Source organism: Leucothrix pacifica (assembly GCF_003172875.1).
Lineage (GTDB): Bacteria > Pseudomonadota > Gammaproteobacteria > Thiotrichales > Thiotrichaceae > Leucothrix > Leucothrix pacifica.
The window spans coordinates 1-17,141 of record NZ_QGKM01000072.1 but is presented as its reverse complement, the minus strand read 5'-3'; the positions used below and the strand labels follow the sequence as shown (position 1 = coordinate 17,141).

16 protein-coding genes are annotated in these 17,141 nt (G+C 46.7%); 7 read left to right on the top strand and 9 right to left on the bottom strand.

From position 1 onward, the window contains the following. Positions 1-26: 26 nt before the first annotated feature. The gene (locus tag DKW60_RS18630) at positions 27-707 is read right to left on the bottom strand and encodes an HAD family hydrolase (protein ID WP_181389788.1); all 681 of its coding nucleotides are present in this window, start codon (positions 705-707) and stop codon (positions 27-29) included. A 118-nt stretch (positions 708-825) separates the two neighbouring features. On the opposite strand from DKW60_RS18630, the gene DKW60_RS18625 reads away from it, so the two are divergent. From DKW60_RS18625 to DKW60_RS18595, 7 genes are all read left to right on the top strand, one after another. Continuing rightward, positions 826-1,395, top strand: a complete 570-nt coding sequence (locus tag DKW60_RS18625) for a hypothetical protein (RefSeq protein WP_109839173.1) — start codon at positions 826-828, stop codon at positions 1,393-1,395. Continuing rightward, positions 1,392-1,730, top strand: a complete 339-nt coding sequence (locus DKW60_RS18620; protein ID WP_109839172.1) for a hypothetical protein — start codon at positions 1,392-1,394, stop codon at positions 1,728-1,730. The genes DKW60_RS18625 and DKW60_RS18620 overlap by 4 nt, the downstream gene beginning before the upstream one ends. Before the next feature lie 101 nt (positions 1,731-1,831). Next, positions 1,832-2,752 carry an AEC family transporter gene (locus DKW60_RS18615; RefSeq protein ID WP_109839171.1) on the top strand — a complete coding sequence of 307 codons (921 nt, stop codon included), beginning with the start codon at positions 1,832-1,834 and terminating at the stop codon, positions 2,750-2,752. A gap of 145 nt (positions 2,753-2,897) precedes the next feature. Further along, entirely contained in the window at positions 2,898-4,718 is a 1,821-nt protein-coding gene (locus DKW60_RS18610) for an SLC13 family permease (protein ID WP_109839170.1), read from the top strand. Between the two features lie 46 nt (positions 4,719-4,764). After that, positions 4,765-5,406 carry a rhomboid family intramembrane serine protease gene (locus tag DKW60_RS18605; protein WP_109839169.1) on the top strand — a complete coding sequence of 214 codons (642 nt, stop codon included), beginning with the start codon at positions 4,765-4,767 and terminating at the stop codon, positions 5,404-5,406. 89 nt (positions 5,407-5,495) lie between these two features. Continuing rightward, a complete protein-coding gene (locus DKW60_RS18600) occupies positions 5,496-5,885 on the top strand; it encodes a BlaI/MecI/CopY family transcriptional regulator (protein WP_109839168.1) in 390 nt (129 codons plus the stop codon). A gap of 2 nt (positions 5,886-5,887) precedes the next feature. Continuing rightward, on the top strand, positions 5,888-7,009 hold the full coding sequence (locus DKW60_RS18595) for a M56 family metallopeptidase (RefSeq protein WP_109839167.1): 1,122 nt from the start codon (positions 5,888-5,890) through the stop codon (positions 7,007-7,009). Positions 7,010-7,015: 6 nt separating this feature from the next. Here the strand turns inward: DKW60_RS18595 and DKW60_RS18590 are convergent, their stop codons facing one another. The 8 genes from DKW60_RS18590 to DKW60_RS24380 form a co-directional block, all read right to left on the bottom strand. Further along, positions 7,016-7,294: a DUF2160 domain-containing protein gene (locus DKW60_RS18590; RefSeq protein WP_109839166.1), complete on the bottom strand. Its 279-nt coding sequence runs from the start codon at positions 7,292-7,294 to the stop codon at positions 7,016-7,018. Positions 7,295-7,296: 2 nt separating this feature from the next. Further along, entirely contained in the window at positions 7,297-8,094 is a 798-nt protein-coding gene (locus DKW60_RS18585) for a carbohydrate ABC transporter permease (protein WP_109839165.1), read from the bottom strand. After that, positions 8,094-8,978 (bottom strand): carbohydrate ABC transporter permease, encoded by an 885-nt coding sequence (locus DKW60_RS18580; RefSeq protein ID WP_109839164.1) that lies wholly within the window; start codon positions 8,976-8,978, stop codon positions 8,094-8,096. Before DKW60_RS18580 ends, DKW60_RS18585 begins: the two co-directional genes overlap by 1 nt. Continuing rightward, positions 8,968-10,071 carry an ABC transporter ATP-binding protein gene (locus tag DKW60_RS18575; protein WP_109839163.1) on the bottom strand — a complete coding sequence of 368 codons (1,104 nt, stop codon included), beginning with the start codon at positions 10,069-10,071 and terminating at the stop codon, positions 8,968-8,970. Before DKW60_RS18575 ends, DKW60_RS18580 begins: the two co-directional genes overlap by 11 nt. Before the next feature lie 11 nt (positions 10,072-10,082). Continuing rightward, on the bottom strand, positions 10,083-11,144 hold the full coding sequence (locus DKW60_RS18570) for an ABC transporter ATP-binding protein (RefSeq protein WP_109839162.1): 1,062 nt from the start codon (positions 11,142-11,144) through the stop codon (positions 10,083-10,085). Positions 11,145-11,236: 92 nt separating this feature from the next. Beyond that, positions 11,237-12,973 carry an ABC transporter substrate-binding protein gene (locus DKW60_RS18565; RefSeq protein ID WP_109839191.1) on the bottom strand — a complete coding sequence of 579 codons (1,737 nt, stop codon included), beginning with the start codon at positions 12,971-12,973 and terminating at the stop codon, positions 11,237-11,239. A gap of 156 nt (positions 12,974-13,129) precedes the next feature. Beyond that, positions 13,130-14,779: a type I restriction endonuclease subunit R gene (locus DKW60_RS24385; RefSeq protein WP_245929738.1), complete on the bottom strand. Its 1,650-nt coding sequence runs from the start codon at positions 14,777-14,779 to the stop codon at positions 13,130-13,132. Further along, complete coding sequence (locus DKW60_RS24380) at positions 14,746-16,323, bottom strand: type I restriction endonuclease subunit R (protein WP_245929737.1); 1,578 nt, start codon at positions 16,321-16,323, stop codon at positions 14,746-14,748. Before DKW60_RS24380 ends, DKW60_RS24385 begins: the two co-directional genes overlap by 34 nt. Positions 16,324-17,141: the final 818 nt, after the last annotated feature.

Here is a 17,141-nt window from a genome sequence, read left to right as displayed (position 1 = left end):
TCAACGAATTCGGGCACGGGACGTAACTAAGCAATCTCATCCAGCGCAGCAATCTTCAACCCGGCATAATCAATATTACGGCCATTCCGGTCCAATAAGACCCCAGTCAAACCAGCCTCGTTCGCCGCCAACACATCATTGTTTAAGTTATCGCCGATACACCAACAATCCTTTGCCTGCTTATTCGCTTCTGCCAGTGCAAAATCAAAGATAGCCACATTTGGCTTACCAACTCCAGCACGTTCAGCAGTCACTACCACATCAAGTTCATCGTACAAACCCACTGCTGTCAGCTTGCGAACTTGCATGTCATTGGGTCCATTGCTAATCACGCCGAGACCAATGCCTCTGGCTTTTAACCGCGAAATCGCATCACGCGTATCTGAAAACAAGGTCGACCCCTCAACATAATGCACCATGAAATATTCAAAGGCGGCCAGCGCTTCTTCATCAGTAAACATTCGCTCTGGGAGTACATGGCGAATACGTGATTGCTGCAGCTGTTGCACGTTGATTCTGCCTGCTAAGAAGTCCGGATAGTAAAGCTGCAACGCCGCATCCCACCGTTGATGTCGGTCTTCCACTTCATCCGTACTGTAGTGCGCAAACAAGGCATTCACTCCGGACTGTGTCGATACCTCATCATCCAATAATGTATCGTCGAGATCAAAAAAGATAAACTCAGGTAATGCTGGAGGTGCGCTCACGGCTATCTGTCCTTATGTTTGGTGGTTCGGCCTGCCTGACACACGCCGCAAATTACTACTGCTTTTTTAATAGCAGCTGCCTATACTGGATCATCACACAAACCAATGAGCAGTCAATATGTCTCGTGTTTTATCTCGCCCTATTATCGTTATAAGCCTGTGCTTTTTTCTCAGCGCATGCAGCCAAAAAGAAACCTTATTTAGTGAGTTGGTGAGCAAAAAAGTGGATCAGACACTCCTTAATCAGCATAAATCCAATGGTCAGGCAGAGTTTCGTCATGTGCCACACCAAGGCACTCCCGTTGCCTATGGCCGTGTTGATTACGACACATTGAGCTATCAGGAGCAGAGTTACCCGCTAACATTCCTCAGCTACAACCTCGTGTTTGCCCACAGTGGCTTGTTAAAAGGGCTGGCCGGATGGCAACGTGTCGCGATGGGGGTTGTGGGTAGCAATCAGGACTGGCACCAACTGGATCACTATGTCGGCTTGACCGTGGTACTTTATCAAAATCAACCATTGGCGGTGCTGCTTCAACAACATAATTATCAAACCGTTTGGTTATTGGATCGCGCGACAGATGCGGAGTCCGAAATTGAAGGTAATAAAAACACCACATCGGTAATAAACAGAAGCACACTAGTCAGTGATCTGCCAAAACATGCCAGCGCAAAAACAAACCGATGATGGCGGGTTGGGATATTACCCACGGTGAAGAGGAACAAGAATACACGCTCAAATTCCTACCCAGTTCTGATGCCTTCTACACATTTAAAGGCCGACTCGGTGAGCAACGCAGTCTTCCGGGGCGCGACGGTCCACCGGGTGCGCAATACGTTACTTTGCCACCGCTCATGCCATGGGCTAATCGACTGGTTAGCGGATTCCGGCCGGGTAATGTCGAGCAGGAAAGAGAAAAAGCGGCAGCCTTGTTTGACAGCGAAAATTTCCGCATAAGCCTGCCTGCATTAGACCGTTACAAGCAGGACTTTATTAAGGCAATGACCGCTCTGAAAAAGTAATCAAACAGCCTCAACAAATCCACAACGAGTATTGAAATTTCCTGACTTTACATGGCCAACAAAGGGACTATGATGCAACATTAATTCACCGGAGTTGCGCCATGTTTAGCAGCACACTAATCCCGATTATTTGCATCATACTGCTGGGATTTGTATTGAAGCGGAAACAATTTGTAAGTGATAGTTTCTGGAAAGCTTCTGACCGCATGGTGTATTACATATTCTTCCCCGCGCTGTTGGTCTCAAAAATCTCTACCATGGATTTAACCCGGGTACCGATGCTAAAGCTTGGTGCAATTATCATTCTGCTACTGAGCTGTTTAACCCTGATACTGATGATTATTCAGGCGCTGAAACCTATCGAACCCGCAATCTTCACCTCGGTTTATCAAGGCAGCGCACGTTTCAATACCTTCATTGCAATGGCAGTGGTCACCGCTGCGTGGAGCGTGCCACAAGCGATGGATGTAGCGGCCCTAATTGTTGGTATAAAAGTACTGTTCGTGAATATTCTGTGCATCAGCGTATTTGCGATCTACCTGAATAAATCCAGCTCCTTTGTCAATAAGCTGCTGATGGTGCTAAAAAATCCACTCATTATCGGCTGCACTACTGGTTTATTGCTCAATGCACTTGCCATTAGTTTACCGGTTTGGTTATTGAGCTCGATGGAACTGCTCGGCGGTGTCGCCTTAACAATGGGCTTGCTATCAGTCGGTGCAGGGTTAATACTCAAGTTTAACGACTGGTTTTCATATGCTATTTTGCAATCCGTGGTGTTCAAGTTATTGCTGATACCGCTGACTGCGTTTGGACTGGGCCATCTGTTCGGTCTGGACACAATTAGTCATCAGGTATTGGTGACAATATTTGCTATGCCAACGGCGATCAATGCCTATATTCTGGCAGGGCAACTGGGGGGAGATCAGCGTGTGATGGCCAAAATCATTACCATACAAACCATCTTCTCAGCGGGGACACTGGCACTGATATTGTATTGGATTGAAACCTCGGCCCCTTAACAACTAAAACAGTACCAACTGAAATACAAATATAATTTGATCAAAAAATCGATCCATGAAATCGGTATACTAAGCCCTATATTACCGATGTGTTACGTAATTCTAATCAATCATTAAACAAATCTAAGCGTCAGGAAATAATTACATGGCAGGAGTAGATCCTCACACTATCGCGGTATTGGCACTCACTGTGTTTGCGCTGATATTGTTCACTCGCGAAAGCATACCACTGCAAACCTCAGCCTTTATCGTACTTTGCCTATTAGCACTTGGTTTCTCTGTCTTTGAATATAAAGTGGATGGGGTAGCGGTCAACCCGGTCGACTTTTTCCACGGCTTTGGCCACGAGGCACTGATTGCCGTCTGTGCACTAATGGTCGTGGGCACCGGACTAGTCAAAACCGGCGCACTGGAACCGGTTGGCAATATGCTGTCACGCATGTGGAAGTATAGCCCTTCCTTGTCGTTACTAACGACCCTGCTGATCGCAGCTGCCTTGAGTGCTTTTATTAACAATACACCGATTGTCGTGTTGTTCATCCCGATATTGGTCAGTGTAGCCTTGCGCACTAATTCCAACCCCGCAGCGCTTCTGATGCCAATGGGATTTGCCAGTTTAATTGGCGGCATGGGCACCACCATTGGTACCTCGACCAACCTGCTGGTGGTCAGTGTTGCCAATGACCTTGGCTTGCCCAAAATGGGCGTCTTTGATTTCTTTGTGCCCGCACTCATGGGCTCGGTGGTGGGTATCGCCTTCTTGTGGCTAATCGCACCCAAAATGCTACCAAAGCGCGACATACCATTAACCGATAGCAGCAACCGTGTTTACACCGCCCAGTTGCTGGTAAAAGACGGGAGTCCGGCAGCCGGAAAGACGGTTAAGCAACTCATTGATGAGACCAATGGCGAATTAAATGTCGATAAGATACGACGCTCAGAAAGCTCATTCGTTGTGCCCTTACCAGACGTGGTGGTTCGCCCCGGCGATAAGATTTTAGTCCACGACACACCAGAACAACTCAAAGCCTTTGAGCATGCTACCGGCACCGTTTTATATGCAAAAAACCAGCGCGTTGATGACGAACACCCGCTGAAAAATGAAGACCAATCGATTATCGAAATCATCATCGATCAACGCTCTCCCCTACTGGGTCGCACCCTACAGTCCACCCGCTTTATAGAGAACTACTCGATGATCGCGCTGGCCGTGCATCGTCAGGGTGGAAAAATTAGTGAGATGCCTAGTGGTCTGGGCAATTTCCGTTTGCAACTCGGTGATATCCTGCTGGCACAAGGCACACGTAAAGACATTGACTCACTCAAGTCTGAACATGAATTTCTGATACTGGACAGCAACATCGAGTTACCGTTATCCACCAAAGCGCCCCTATCAATCCTGATTATGTTTATCGTAATAGCGCTGGCAGCCCTTAAAATTATGCCGATTGCGGTCAGCGCAATGCTCGGCGTATTAGCCATGCTGCTCACCAAATGCCTGAGCTGGAATGACGTGAGCCGAGCCTTGAATGTACCGGTGATTATGATCGTGGTATCTAGTCTGGCATTGGGTTATGCAATGACGGTCACAGGGGCCAGCATACTCGTGGCTAATGGCTTTGTCAGCCTCACTGAAGGCGCTTCACCAGCTGTCATACTTAGCGGTTTAATTCTGCTCATGGCGGTCTTTACCAATGTCGTCTCAAATAATGCGGCAGCGGTAATCGGCACTCCTATTGCTGTCAGTATTGCCAACACACTGGGATTAAATCCGGAACCATTTGTTTTAGCGGTTTTGTTTGGCGCCAATATGAGCTACGCCACCCCCATGGCTTATAAAACTAATCTGTTAATCATGAGTGCCGGAAACTATACTTTCACCGACTTCTTACGGGTGGGCGTACCTTTATCCCTGATCATGTGGTTGGCTTACAGCATTATATTACCGATGATGTATTCTCTGTGATTCGATACCTCACTACTATTTCAAAAACAAACCGCCGGGCTGATTTATGAATACCGATGCTTTATCGATAACTAATATTATCGTCGCGATTACCTGCCTGATTTCATTCTTGTGCATGAATAATGAACGCATGAAATCAGCCATGATATTTCACCCTGTCACCATCAAACAACAGGGGCAGTTTTACCGTTTTTTGAGCTCCGGCTTTATCCATGCTGATGTGTTACATCTGGCGGTTAATATGTTCGTGCTGTGGTCGTTTGGTAATGCGGTGGAGCGTTTTTATTATCCTAGTTTCCTTGGGCAATCCTCGTCAGCGATGTACTTGTTTTTGTATTTTGGCGGTATCGCGGTAGCCTCAATTCCCAGCTACCTGCGCCATAAAAACGATGTTAATTATGCAGCGCTCGGTGCCTCCGGGGGGGTGTCGGCCGTCGTGTTTGCAGTCATTGTGTTTGAGCCTTGGCAGAACCTTTACCTCTACGCACTAATCCCTGTTCCACAGATTTTGGCCGGTGTCGCTTACCTCGCTTACTCCTGGTATGCCGACCGACGCGGTACAGGCAACATCGGGCACAATGCTCATTTTACCGGTGCTATCTGGGGCTTCGCGTTTACTTGTGCGCTGAATATTGACCTGCTGACACGCTTCATTCAGAAGACGCTGGAAGGGCCAAGCTGGCTATGAACCTGCTTCTTCGGTTCATCTTGATAAGATATTGTTTTTATTAAGCTTTTGAGCTACTATTTTATTAATTTTTGAATGGATCAACGCCAATGCCTAGACCTAAGGGTAAAAGTGAATTGCTCACCACCGTCGAACTCGAGTTTATGATGGTGCTATGGTCTATTGGCTCAGGAACAGTTCGGGAAGTGCTGCAAGGCCTTGGTGGCGAAGAAAAGCGCGCCTACACCTCAGTCGCAACGGTACTCAAAGTACTACACGACAAAGGCTATCTTTCTGCAAAAAAAGTAAATCGTGCCATACTCTACAGACCCACGTTGAGTAAAACCGAGTACGAAGGAAAGACTCTAAAGAGTTTGTCAGCAACTCTATTTAATGGCACGCCAACTGCGCTTGTGGCACGACTTGTCGATGATGAAGACCTCAGTGAGGAAACAATAAAGGAAATCAAAGACATTATTGATACCCGCTTTGGGAGGTGAAAATGGAAACGGTGTTAGAGTATATCGTGTTAGGCAATGGAGTCTTGCTTGCTTCTTTCCTGACCGTCTGGTTATTTGAATTATTACTAAAAAAGACACCGTTTCGACATTCCTACAAACTTCGCCTGAATCTATCCGTTACCGCCCTATCAGCGGCAGCATTGCCCATTATCCTGACACCCTTTATTAGCTCTCTCTCCTCCGCTATTTCTGTGAACGCCACCGAGCTGTTGGTAGCGCAATATCTGAAAGGCAATATCGCCCTCTCTGCGACACAGGTTGCTGAGGTGCTATCGGCCAAAAACAGCTTAGTTGATAACCTAATCAATGCATCAACACTACTGTCAATTTTAGTGCTGGCTGTTTTTGCGGTAGCAGCGTTTCTGCGTGCGGCTTACATCATTCTGAATGTGATTAAAATTAAACATCTCCTGATTAACGCACAAAAAGTCCATCAATCAGGCCGTGTAACCATGTGGCAATCGACAGTGACTGAAGTCCCCTTCTCGACACGTGGCTTGTTGGGATACCATATCGTTATGCCCGCATCGATGATGCATAACAAACGCGCGGTTCGCATAGCGCTGGGGCATGAATCACAACACATCCGGCAACATGATGTCGACTGGGAAGCGTTATTATCGTTGATCTCCCCGCTTTTTGTATTAAATCCAGCCTTTTGGTGTTTATCAGATCGGATCAGACGTTTTCGTGAATACAGCTGTGACGCAGCACTGATCCGCCAAAAACGTTTTGATGCCAAGGAATACTGTTTATTATTACTGTCTATTGCAACGCGCGAAAGCAGTAGTAACCGCAGTAGTGCCTTAGCCACAAGTGTACCGTTTTGGGGACGTGAAGGTATCCTGAACCGCTCCAATCACAGCGCACTTCGACAGCGTGTGGTGGCGCTAGCCAGTAACAATGAAGCGAGTCAGCACTCGGGGATCATGCGTTATGTCAGCATCATGCCAGCGATGATTCTGGTTGCTCTAATGACATTGATGATCGCCTTTTCATCGAAGCCTGCGGACTGGAGCCATGACCGTTTGATGCTGTCCGCAGTGATTAATTTGGAGCGCCTCAATCGCATTAATGGATTTGGCACTCCACCACTTCGATAGGTTATATCAGACTTTCCAGAAGCAAAATACCGCCCAAACGATAGCGATACCTAACGGCTCCCATAACGGCATTCCTACCAAACCAAGCCACGCCAAAAAGATGTAAACCGAACCGAGTATCGATAAAAACAAACGATCGCCTCGTGTGGTTGTTAAACCCAAAATACCGTGACGTTCTGAGGTGCCTGGTTTCTTGATTTCAATGAAAGTGATGATTCCCATCGACAGAAAAATTCCTGCGAATAACAAGGTAGTCGGCCAGGTCCAAGCCATCCAACTCAACATAATTATACCCTCCCCATTGCGAAGCCTTTCGCTATGTAGTTACGTACAAAATAGATCACAATCGCACCCGGTATGATTGTGAGAGTGCCGGCAGCAGCAAGTAAACCTAACTCATAACCTGCACTGGACGCAGTCTTAGTCATGGTTGCCACAATCGGCTTAGCAGCCACTGCTGTCAGTGTTTTTGCCAGTAGCAATTCGACCCACGAAAACATAAAGCAGAAAAACGCAGCCACGCCGACACCGGCTTTGATGTTAGGCAGAAAAATAGACAGAAAGAAGTGCCAGAAAGAATAACCATCGACATACGCTGTTTCATCAAGCTCCTTAGGCACACTGCTCATAAAGCCTTCTAAAATCCAAACCGCTAGTGGAATATTAAAAATGCAATGAGCTAACGCAACAGCCAAATGGGTATCAAATAATCCAACAGCTGAGTAGAGCTGAAAAAACGGTAAAGCAAATACCGCGATTGGAGCCATTTTGTTCGTCAACAACCAAAAGAACAGCGTCTTGTCACCCAAAAAACGGTAGCGGGAAAATGCATAGGCAGCCGGTAATGCGACGCAGACCGAAATCACCATATTGAGAGAGACATAGATGATCGAATTAATATACCCCCAGTACCATGTAGGATCGGTGAATATCGTCTCGTATGCTTCGGTAGTAAAACTTTGTGGGAACAAGGAAAAGCCTGCCAGTATTTCATTGGTTGGCTTAAAGCTCATCGTCACCAGCCAATAGATCGGCAACATCAATAGAAAGATGTAAACAATAGGAACAATAGATCGTTTCTTCATTAGTGCTCTACCTCTTCATAATCGTTTAAATTTTCCCGGTTCATTAAAGTGTAGAACAGCCAGGAAACCAGCAATGTAATGGCAAAATAGATCAAGCTCATTGCTGCTGCAGGTCCGAGGTCAAACTGACCGAGCGCAATCTTCACCAAGTCAATAGACAAGAAAGTAGTGGAATTACCGGGCCCTCCTCCTGTGAGCACAAAGGGTTCGGTATAAATATTAAACGAGTCCATGAATCGCAGCAGAATTGCGATGGTTAGTACGTTCTTCATTTTTGGCAACTGAATAAACCGAAACACAGACCAATTTGAAGCCCCGTCAATTTTGGCAGCTTGGTAATAAGCATCCGGAATAGACACTAAGCCTGCATAAGCCAGCAACACCACCAGAGATGTCCAGTGCCACACGTCCATCGCAATGATGGTAATCCAGGCGGCAGTGGGGTCCTGCGTCATGTCATAATTGATGCCCAATACGTGATTAAAGAAATAACCAAGTAAACCAATATCCGGTAAGGCAAAGATATTCCACATTGCGCCTACTACATTCCAGGGAATCAGCATTGGCAATGACATCAGAATCAGGCAAACCGGTACCCAAAAGCCTTTGCGCGGCATCGACAAAGCAATCGCGATGCCTAATGGAATTTCTATGATCAGAATCATAAAGGTAAAGAAGAACTGACGACCCAGTGCATTATGAAAGCGTTCCGAATTCAAAATCTGTTCAAACCAGGTCAACCCTTCCCAAAAGAATAAGTTATCCCCGAAGGTTTCCTGCACCGAATAATTCACCACCGTCATCATCGGAATAATGGCGTTAAACGCCACCAGAATAAGCACCGGTAGTACAAAGAACCATGCTTTCTGATTTTCAGTTTTCATACGTTTCCCCTCTGTTGACTGGCGAGTCCTGCATGGCCAGCCAACCATCCACATAAAGACGAGTTTGTGAAGCCTTAAAGGACAATTTGATAGACTCCCCCAAGTCAGGAATATCACCCTTGTGAATGGCAGCCACCGGATGAGAACCAATCATGGCCTCAATAACATGGTGCCTCCCCACATCGGATATTCTTCTGACGGTTGCCTCGATACCTTCATCAACCAACGATACAAACTCAGGACGAACACCTATTTCTGTTTTTCCTTGTCTGCTACGGTCAATGGGGCCATCTAGTTCGATTGCTGTGTCACCCAACATTGCAACACCCTCTTTGACATCGCAGGGCAATACATTCATTCCCGGTGAACCGATAAAATGCCCGACAAAAGTATGTGCAGGCCGTTCGAACAACTCCACCGGCGTACCGATTTGCACGACCTGCCCACGATCCATTACAACCACCTGATCTGCAAAAGTGAGTGCTTCCGTTTGATCGTGGGTCACATAAATCATGGTATGACGGATACTCTGATGCAGCTCTTTGAGCTTAGAACGAAGTTTCCATTTCAAGTGAGGGTCAATCACCGTCAATGGCTCATCGAACATCACCACATTCACATCATCACGAACCAAGCCCCGTCCCATGGAAAGTTTCTGCTTATTGTCCGGCGACAAACCTGCAGCTTTTCGTTTCAACATATCTGAGACTTCTAGCATCTCCGCGACTTCCCGCACGCGCTGGTCTATTACCGACTTTTCAACGCCTCGGTTGCGGAGTGGAAACGCCAGATTGTCATACACATTCATAGTGTCGTAGATAACCGGAAACTGAAAAACCTGAGCAATGTTGCGCTGGTCAGGGGATAAATTAGTGACATCCTGATCATCAAAAAGAATCTTTCCTTCTGAGGGCGTTCGCAAGCCTGAAATCAGGTTCAACAGCGTGGTTTTACCGCAACCTGAAGGGCCTAATAACGCATAAGCACCTCCGTCGTCCCACTCCAGGTCAATAGACTGTAAAGCATAGTCTTCTGGCCTACTTGGATTGGGCATATAACTATGGCGAACTTTTGAGAGTGTAATTTTTGCCATGATTTAGCCCTCTAACTAATCTGATGACCATCTGGAGTGAAGTACAAACACTCATCAGGGTTAAAATAAAAGGTGTGATCCTCACCTCGGGTATACGGATGTACGCCATGAGCCAGTGACACCCAGCTATGATCATCAAACATAAAATGCGCTGAGGACTCAGAACCACTGAGTTCAGTAATGCCGATTTCACCGGTAACCGCGACCGTAGCCCCTTCATGCTTTAACGGCAAAACATGGTGCGGACGAATTGCTAATTGATAACTTCCGTCAGACATCGCTTGGTGGGATGCAGGCAGTGTCCATGACACTTCTCCCATCGTCATACGATCACCCGCCTTAGAGACTGCTGCATGATTAATCGGTGGATCTGAAAAAATACTGGCAGCCGAGAGTGTGACTGGATTGCGGTATATCTCCGCAGTTGGCCCGAATTGACGAACGTAGCCATCATCCATTAGTACTGTCTCACCGCCTAACAGCAGTGCCTCTTCAGGCTCAGAAGTAGCATAAACAACCACTGCACCACGACCTGCAAACAGCTCAGGTAACAACTCACGTAACTCTTCACGCAATTTGTAATCCAGATTGGCCAACGGCTCATCTAAAAAAACAGCACGCGATTCTTTAGCAATCGCACGTGCTAAAGCGGTTCGCTGTTGCTGTCCACCAGAGAGTTCGTGTGGCTTTCGTTTTAGCATCGGACCGAGTTTGAGGATATTCGCCGCCTCCTCAACACGCCCTGCAATCTCAGACTTAGCCATGCCTGCAACCCGCAACGGGGAGGCAATATTGTCAAACACCGTCATGTGCGGATAATTGACAAAGAATTGATGCACCAGACTAATTTGTCTTTTTTGTGTTGATAGCTCAGTAATATCCTCGCCATCCATCAACAGCGTACCGGAGGCCAATTTATCCAGTCCCGCCATCAATTTGATTAATGAAGTTTTACCGGCGCCAGTTTCACCGAGGAGTACGTTAAAATGGCCGGTCTCAAGGGTCAAAGAAGTTTCTTTGATATGTGTTTTACCGCTCACCACTTTGGTGACTTGTTGAAGCTCTAATGCCATAGTGTGCCATTGGTTAAGGTAAAAGCCTGCCGGGACAAGTGCCCCGACAGGCCAGTCACTTCCGAAAGAACATCGGAAGCATCAGGAGGAACTTACTTGCTGGACCAACGGGCAACCAGGTCATCATAATTGACCGTTTCACCCTGTGGCTTTTCATTTTCAAGCTTGGCTTTTGCCCCGCCTTTACCCAACCACTCTGAAGCATCCTTCTCTTCATTCAGACGTGGCCCACAACCGCCATACACGTTTGCACGCTCATCTGCCGACTGCATTCTGGCCATCGTGGTATCCATCTCTTGTGCAAGACGATCCATCGCTTCCTGAGGCGTAAAGGCACCTGAGTTAACATCTCCGATTTGTTGCCACCAGATTTGTGCAAGCTTTGGATAATCCGGAACGTTAATACCCGTTGGTGACCATGCCACACGGTCTGGCGAACGATAGAATTCAACCAAGCCACCAAGCTTAGGAGCGCGCTCGGTAAAGCTTTCATGATTCACCGACGAGTCACGAATAAAGGTTAGTCCTACGTGAGACTTTTTGACGTCAACAGTCTTTGAGACCACAAATTGCGCATATAACCATGCCGCTTTTGCTCGATCCTCAGGCGTAGATTTGAGGAATGTCCAGGAACCAACATCCTGATACCCCACCTTTTGACCTTTCTCCCAGTATGGGCCGTGTGGTGAAGGAGCCATACGCCATAATGGATTACCAGCATCATCAACTGTGTTATTACCCTCTGACTTAGGCTTTACCATGTCAGCAGTAAACGCGGTATACCAGAAGATTTGCTGAGCCACATTACCTTGGCTCAAGGCAGGCAATGACTGATAAAAGTCAAAGCTGGCAGCACCCGGAGGCGCATAGTTGCGCAGCCACTCATCCCACTTACGAATCGCGTAGACCGCAGCAGGACCATTCGCCGCACCACCACGAGTCACAGAGGCACCGGCAGGGTTACAAGATCCTTTCTCCATACGGATACCCCACTCATCAATAGGGACACCGTTTGGTTCACCTTTAGAACCTGCACCCGCCATTGACAACCAGGCGTCAGTCATACGCCAACCCAAGTCAGGTGCTCGTTTACCATAATCCATGTGACCATAGATTTTGGTGCCATTCACCTCTTTAACATCTTTTGAGAAGAACTCAGCAATGTCTTCATAAGCAGACCAGTTAACCGGTACGCCTAAGTCATAGCCATACTTAGCTTTAAACTTGGCTTGGTTATCTTTGTCGTCAAACCAGTCCTTACGGAACCAGTATAGGTTGGCGAATTGCTGGTCTGGTAGCTGGTATAGTTTTCCGTCAGGGCCGGTGGTGAATTGTGTCCCCATGAAGTCATCAAGATCCAAACCAGGATTTGTGACATCTTTCCAGGAGCCAGCGATTTGATCTGATAGCACGTAGGCCAACTGCAAGCGTGAGTGTGTGCCGATCAGGTCTGAGTCATTTACATAGGCATCGTACAGGTTACGCTTAGTTTGCATCTGTGTTTGCACAGCCTGCACCACTTCGCCCTCACCCAATATTTGGTGATTCACTTTTATACCGGTGATTTCTTCAAATGCCTTGGTCAGAACCTCACTCTCATAGGAATGAGTAGGAATACCTTCTGACAGGACATTAATTTCCATACCTTTGAATGGTGTGGCCGCCTTGATGAACCACTCCATTTCCGACATTTGGTCAGACTTAGATAGTGTGGAAGGTTGGAATTCATTATCGATCCACTTCTGAGCAGCTGTCGAGTCAGCAGACGCACTTTGAGATCCTGCAAACAGCGCAATACTTACTGCCACAGTCATAAGATGCTTTCGCATAGTTTCCTCCATTTGGTTAAACGGATAACGAACAATATCGCCGTCACCCATGCTAATTAGTACACAACAACACCCAAATCAAGTCAACTATTTTTTTAGTATTAAATTAATAGGAGATGAAAAGCAAATTAATTTCAAAGACATAGTGATCAAGCATCATCCTTTAGTCGTCCAATGCTCACTCAGCGCTTCTGCTTGTTGCAAGCAGAGTTCAACCGCATCATCCGCCCCATCCGGTGGATACTTCCATTTACGCAAAGCCCGACGAACCAGATTGCGAAGTCTGGCACGCACACTATCGCGCACCTGCCAATCTACCGTCGTTGACTTTCTAAGCTGCTGCGTCACATGCGTGGCTAGTGCCCGGAGGTTAGAATCACCCATTTCCCGCACGGCACTTTCGTTTTGAATGAGTGCGCGGTAAAAGGCTAACTCATCGGTATTGAGCCCCGACTTCTCTGCCAACTCCGCATCCTCTGCCATATCCTGAGCCATCTTAATCAGCTCTTCGATGACCTGAGCCGTTTCGATCCCTCGGTTGTGATACTTGCGCAGCGTTTCCAAAATACGCTCAGAATACTTTTTCTCCGACACCACATCGGTTTTCATGCGTGCTTTGACCTCATCCCGCAGCAGACGCTCCAACAGCTCAACCGCCAGATTCTTCTCCTTCATATTGGCCACATCTTCCAGAAATTCCGGCGTCAGTAGTCCAATATTCGGCTTATCCAAACCTACCAAACTAAAGATATCATCCACACCTTCAGCCATGACGGCATTATCAATAATCTGCTTGAATGCTGAGTTCTTCTCTTCATCAGTCAGGCGTTTATCGACACTGGTGTGCTTAGTAATCGCACTTTTCACATACCCCCAAAAAGCAATCTCTTTGGAATAATCAGCGGCCTCATCCAGCGTTCCACACAAAGTATAGGCCGAACGAATCGCCGCCATAATATCAAGAAAACGCTTTTTTCCGTCCAACTCGCCATTAGCAGGATTTGGCAAGCCAAGAATATGATTCATCACACAAGGCAACAACTGCAAAGCCTTAGTCTCAAACTCACTAAAATCACAACCATGCATCAGCGCATGAAGCTTATCGATATTCTCCAGCAACACGGCAAATGCTTCGTGCGTATCCACCGTTGGCTTTCCGCGCCCATTAGCATTAGTGTAAGTTTTTAACGCCGCTTTTAACTCATTCGCGATACCAATGTAATCCACCACCAAGCCACCAGGCTTGTCTTTAAACACCCGATTCACCCGCGCAATGGCCTGCATCAGGTTATGGCCTTTCATAGGCTTGTCGATATACATGGTGTGGCAATTCGGTGCATCAAAACCGGTTAGCCACATATCGCGCACAATCACCAACTGTAGCGGGTCGTTCACATCTTTAAAGCGCTTTTCGAATAGCTTCTTGATTTTGTTATTGTGAATATGCGGCTGCAATTTATCCTTATCAGAGGCCGAGCCTGTCATAACGATTTTAATCGCGCCCTTGTCAGTATCCGTGTCATGCCATTCCGGTTTAATCGCCACGATCGCATCGTACATATCCACACAAATTTCGCGGCTCATACACACAATCATACCCTTGCCTGGCATACTGCTTGTACGCTGTTCAAAGTGCTTCACCAAGTCGCTGGCCACCAAATCAATGCGTGCCGTAGTGCCGACTAATTTCTCAAGTGCAGCCCATTTGGACTTGGTTTTTTCCCGCTCAGAAACATCCTCCTCATCCTCAATGACTTCATCCACTTCGTCATTTAGAGTTTCAATTTCAGCAGCGTTAATATCCAACTTAGCAAGACGTGATTCGTGTAGATCGGCACCGTCGCACCATCATCCACCGCATCCTGAATATCATAAATCGAGACATAATCACCAAACACAGCACGTGTGTCTTTGTCCGCGCTATCAATCGGTGTACCGGTAAAACCAATAAATGACGCCTCAGGCATCGCATCGCGCATGTGCTTGGAATAACCAAAGGTGTATTTGGTGCCCGTAACAACACCGTCTTTATCTTTAACCTCGACCAACTTCGCTTTGTCACCGTACTGGCTGCGGTGCGCCTCATCACTCACCACGACAATATTGTGTCGGGTACTGAGCACAGGGTGCGACAACTCATCGGCTAGCAACGCAAACTTTTGCACCGTGGTAAAGATAATGCCACCGGACTGACGCGACGCCAGAATCTCACGCAAAGCATCCCGATCACTGGCCTGCACTGGCGTTTGTTTGAGCGTGTCAGCAGCCATGCTGAAGGTGTTATAAAGCTGGCCATCCAGATCATTGCGATCCGTCACAACCACCATCGTTGGATTGTTCATCTCCGGCTGCGCCAATAATTTTCCGGCATAACACACCATCGAAATCGACTTGCCAGAACCTTGCGTATGCCACACCACACCGGCTTTTTTCGAACCGGGCAGCACTTTATTCGCGTAGTTAGCGCGAGGCTCCGCCACCAAGGATTGCTCATCTGCTTGTGAGGCAACCACCGTAGCCCGCACCGCTTCGCGCACCGCATGAAACTGGTGATAACCGGCAATCTTTTTGATAATCGCGTCGCCACTTTCTTCAAACAAAACGAAATGACGGATGTAATCCAGCAGCAATTCTGGTTTGAAAAAGCCTTTGACCAAGGTTTCCAGCGCATACTCAAACAAGGGCTTATCATGCTCATTATTCACCGTGCGCCACGCCATAAAGCGCTCTTTATTTGCCGTCAGCGAGCCAACGCGCGCGTCCAAACCATCACTCACCACCAAGGCTTCGTTAAAGGCAAACAGATCCGGTATTTCGTCTTTGTAAGTCTGTAATTGCTGGAAGGCGGTCCAGATATCCGCATGGTTATCCACGGGATTTTTCAACTCTAAAACAGCAATGGGAAGGCCATTAATAAACACAATCACATCAGGCCGACGATTACCTTTACTGCCTAAAATAGTGAACTGATTCACTACTAAAAACTGGTTATTGCTCACCGTCGAGAAATCAAGCAACTGCACGTAATCGCTGTGATCTTTACCGTCTTTTTTATACTCAACTTTGACGCCTTCCAACAATTGCTGGTGAAATGCGCGGTTGTTTATATTGAGAATCAACGACTCAGGCTTGGCCACACCCAGCGCTACCTGCTCCAGCGTCGCCTGCGGAATGTGCGGATTGATCACCTGTAAACGACTCACCAAGCGATCATGCAACACCACCTCGCGGTAATTACTGCGCTCAGGGCTGGAGCCATCCGGCGCGATGTCATAACCACAGACGTAGTCGTAACCGATGGACTGGAACCATTCGAGGCATATTTGTTCGAGCTGGTCTTCGGTGATCATGGGCTTGTCCTTATCTATTCGATACCTTTGAGCTTGCCTGATTTAAATAAAAATTAGGTTAAACTTCAGCCTTCTTTATATTAGCCTTCGTGAGTAAAATCGCAATCAAACAATGTGCACTTGTTCCTAGTTTTAAGCTTACTGACGTATCAAATCACATGACTAATCAACGTTGTTATATCTGTACTGTTTTGACATGTTAAAACAGCTTACAACATGAAATTAAAGTATATTTAGACTATAAAACATACTAAAAATAAGTTAGGCTGCAAAATCTTGCATTAGAGAAAGGTAAAAAACCATAGAATCGCTTATGACCAGTTCAATCATTTAGCAAAAAACAGTAGTATTGAATCATTCTAGCCACTTAATACTGCAGACTTTAGGACAAAAATACATTGTCTTCTGGTAGGTGCATCGAGTATCTGAAAGGATCAATATCACGTTTTAATTGCTTAATAGGCACTAGGTCAATATGTGTATTTGTCGTGCAAAACAAGGCATTTACGATAACATATTATTTGATTTTAATTTGACCAAAATACCAATAAAAAGGATATGAGATTATGCTCTGTACACGACAAAAAATTAAACGACCGAATATAGTTCAAATATTGAACAACTGAAAACCCATCACTAAGTTGTTATTTCAATCACTGTGACCAAACGGAGACTGAAATGACGCTAAGTGATGGGCTACAAAGTAGCCTAAAGGAACATTTGAAGTGGAGCAAGCCGCGTTTAGGCTGCTTTGTCAGTTTATTGCTGGCGTTGCTGCAAGTGAAGCAGATGAATCTGACACTGCTTGTCCTGGCGAT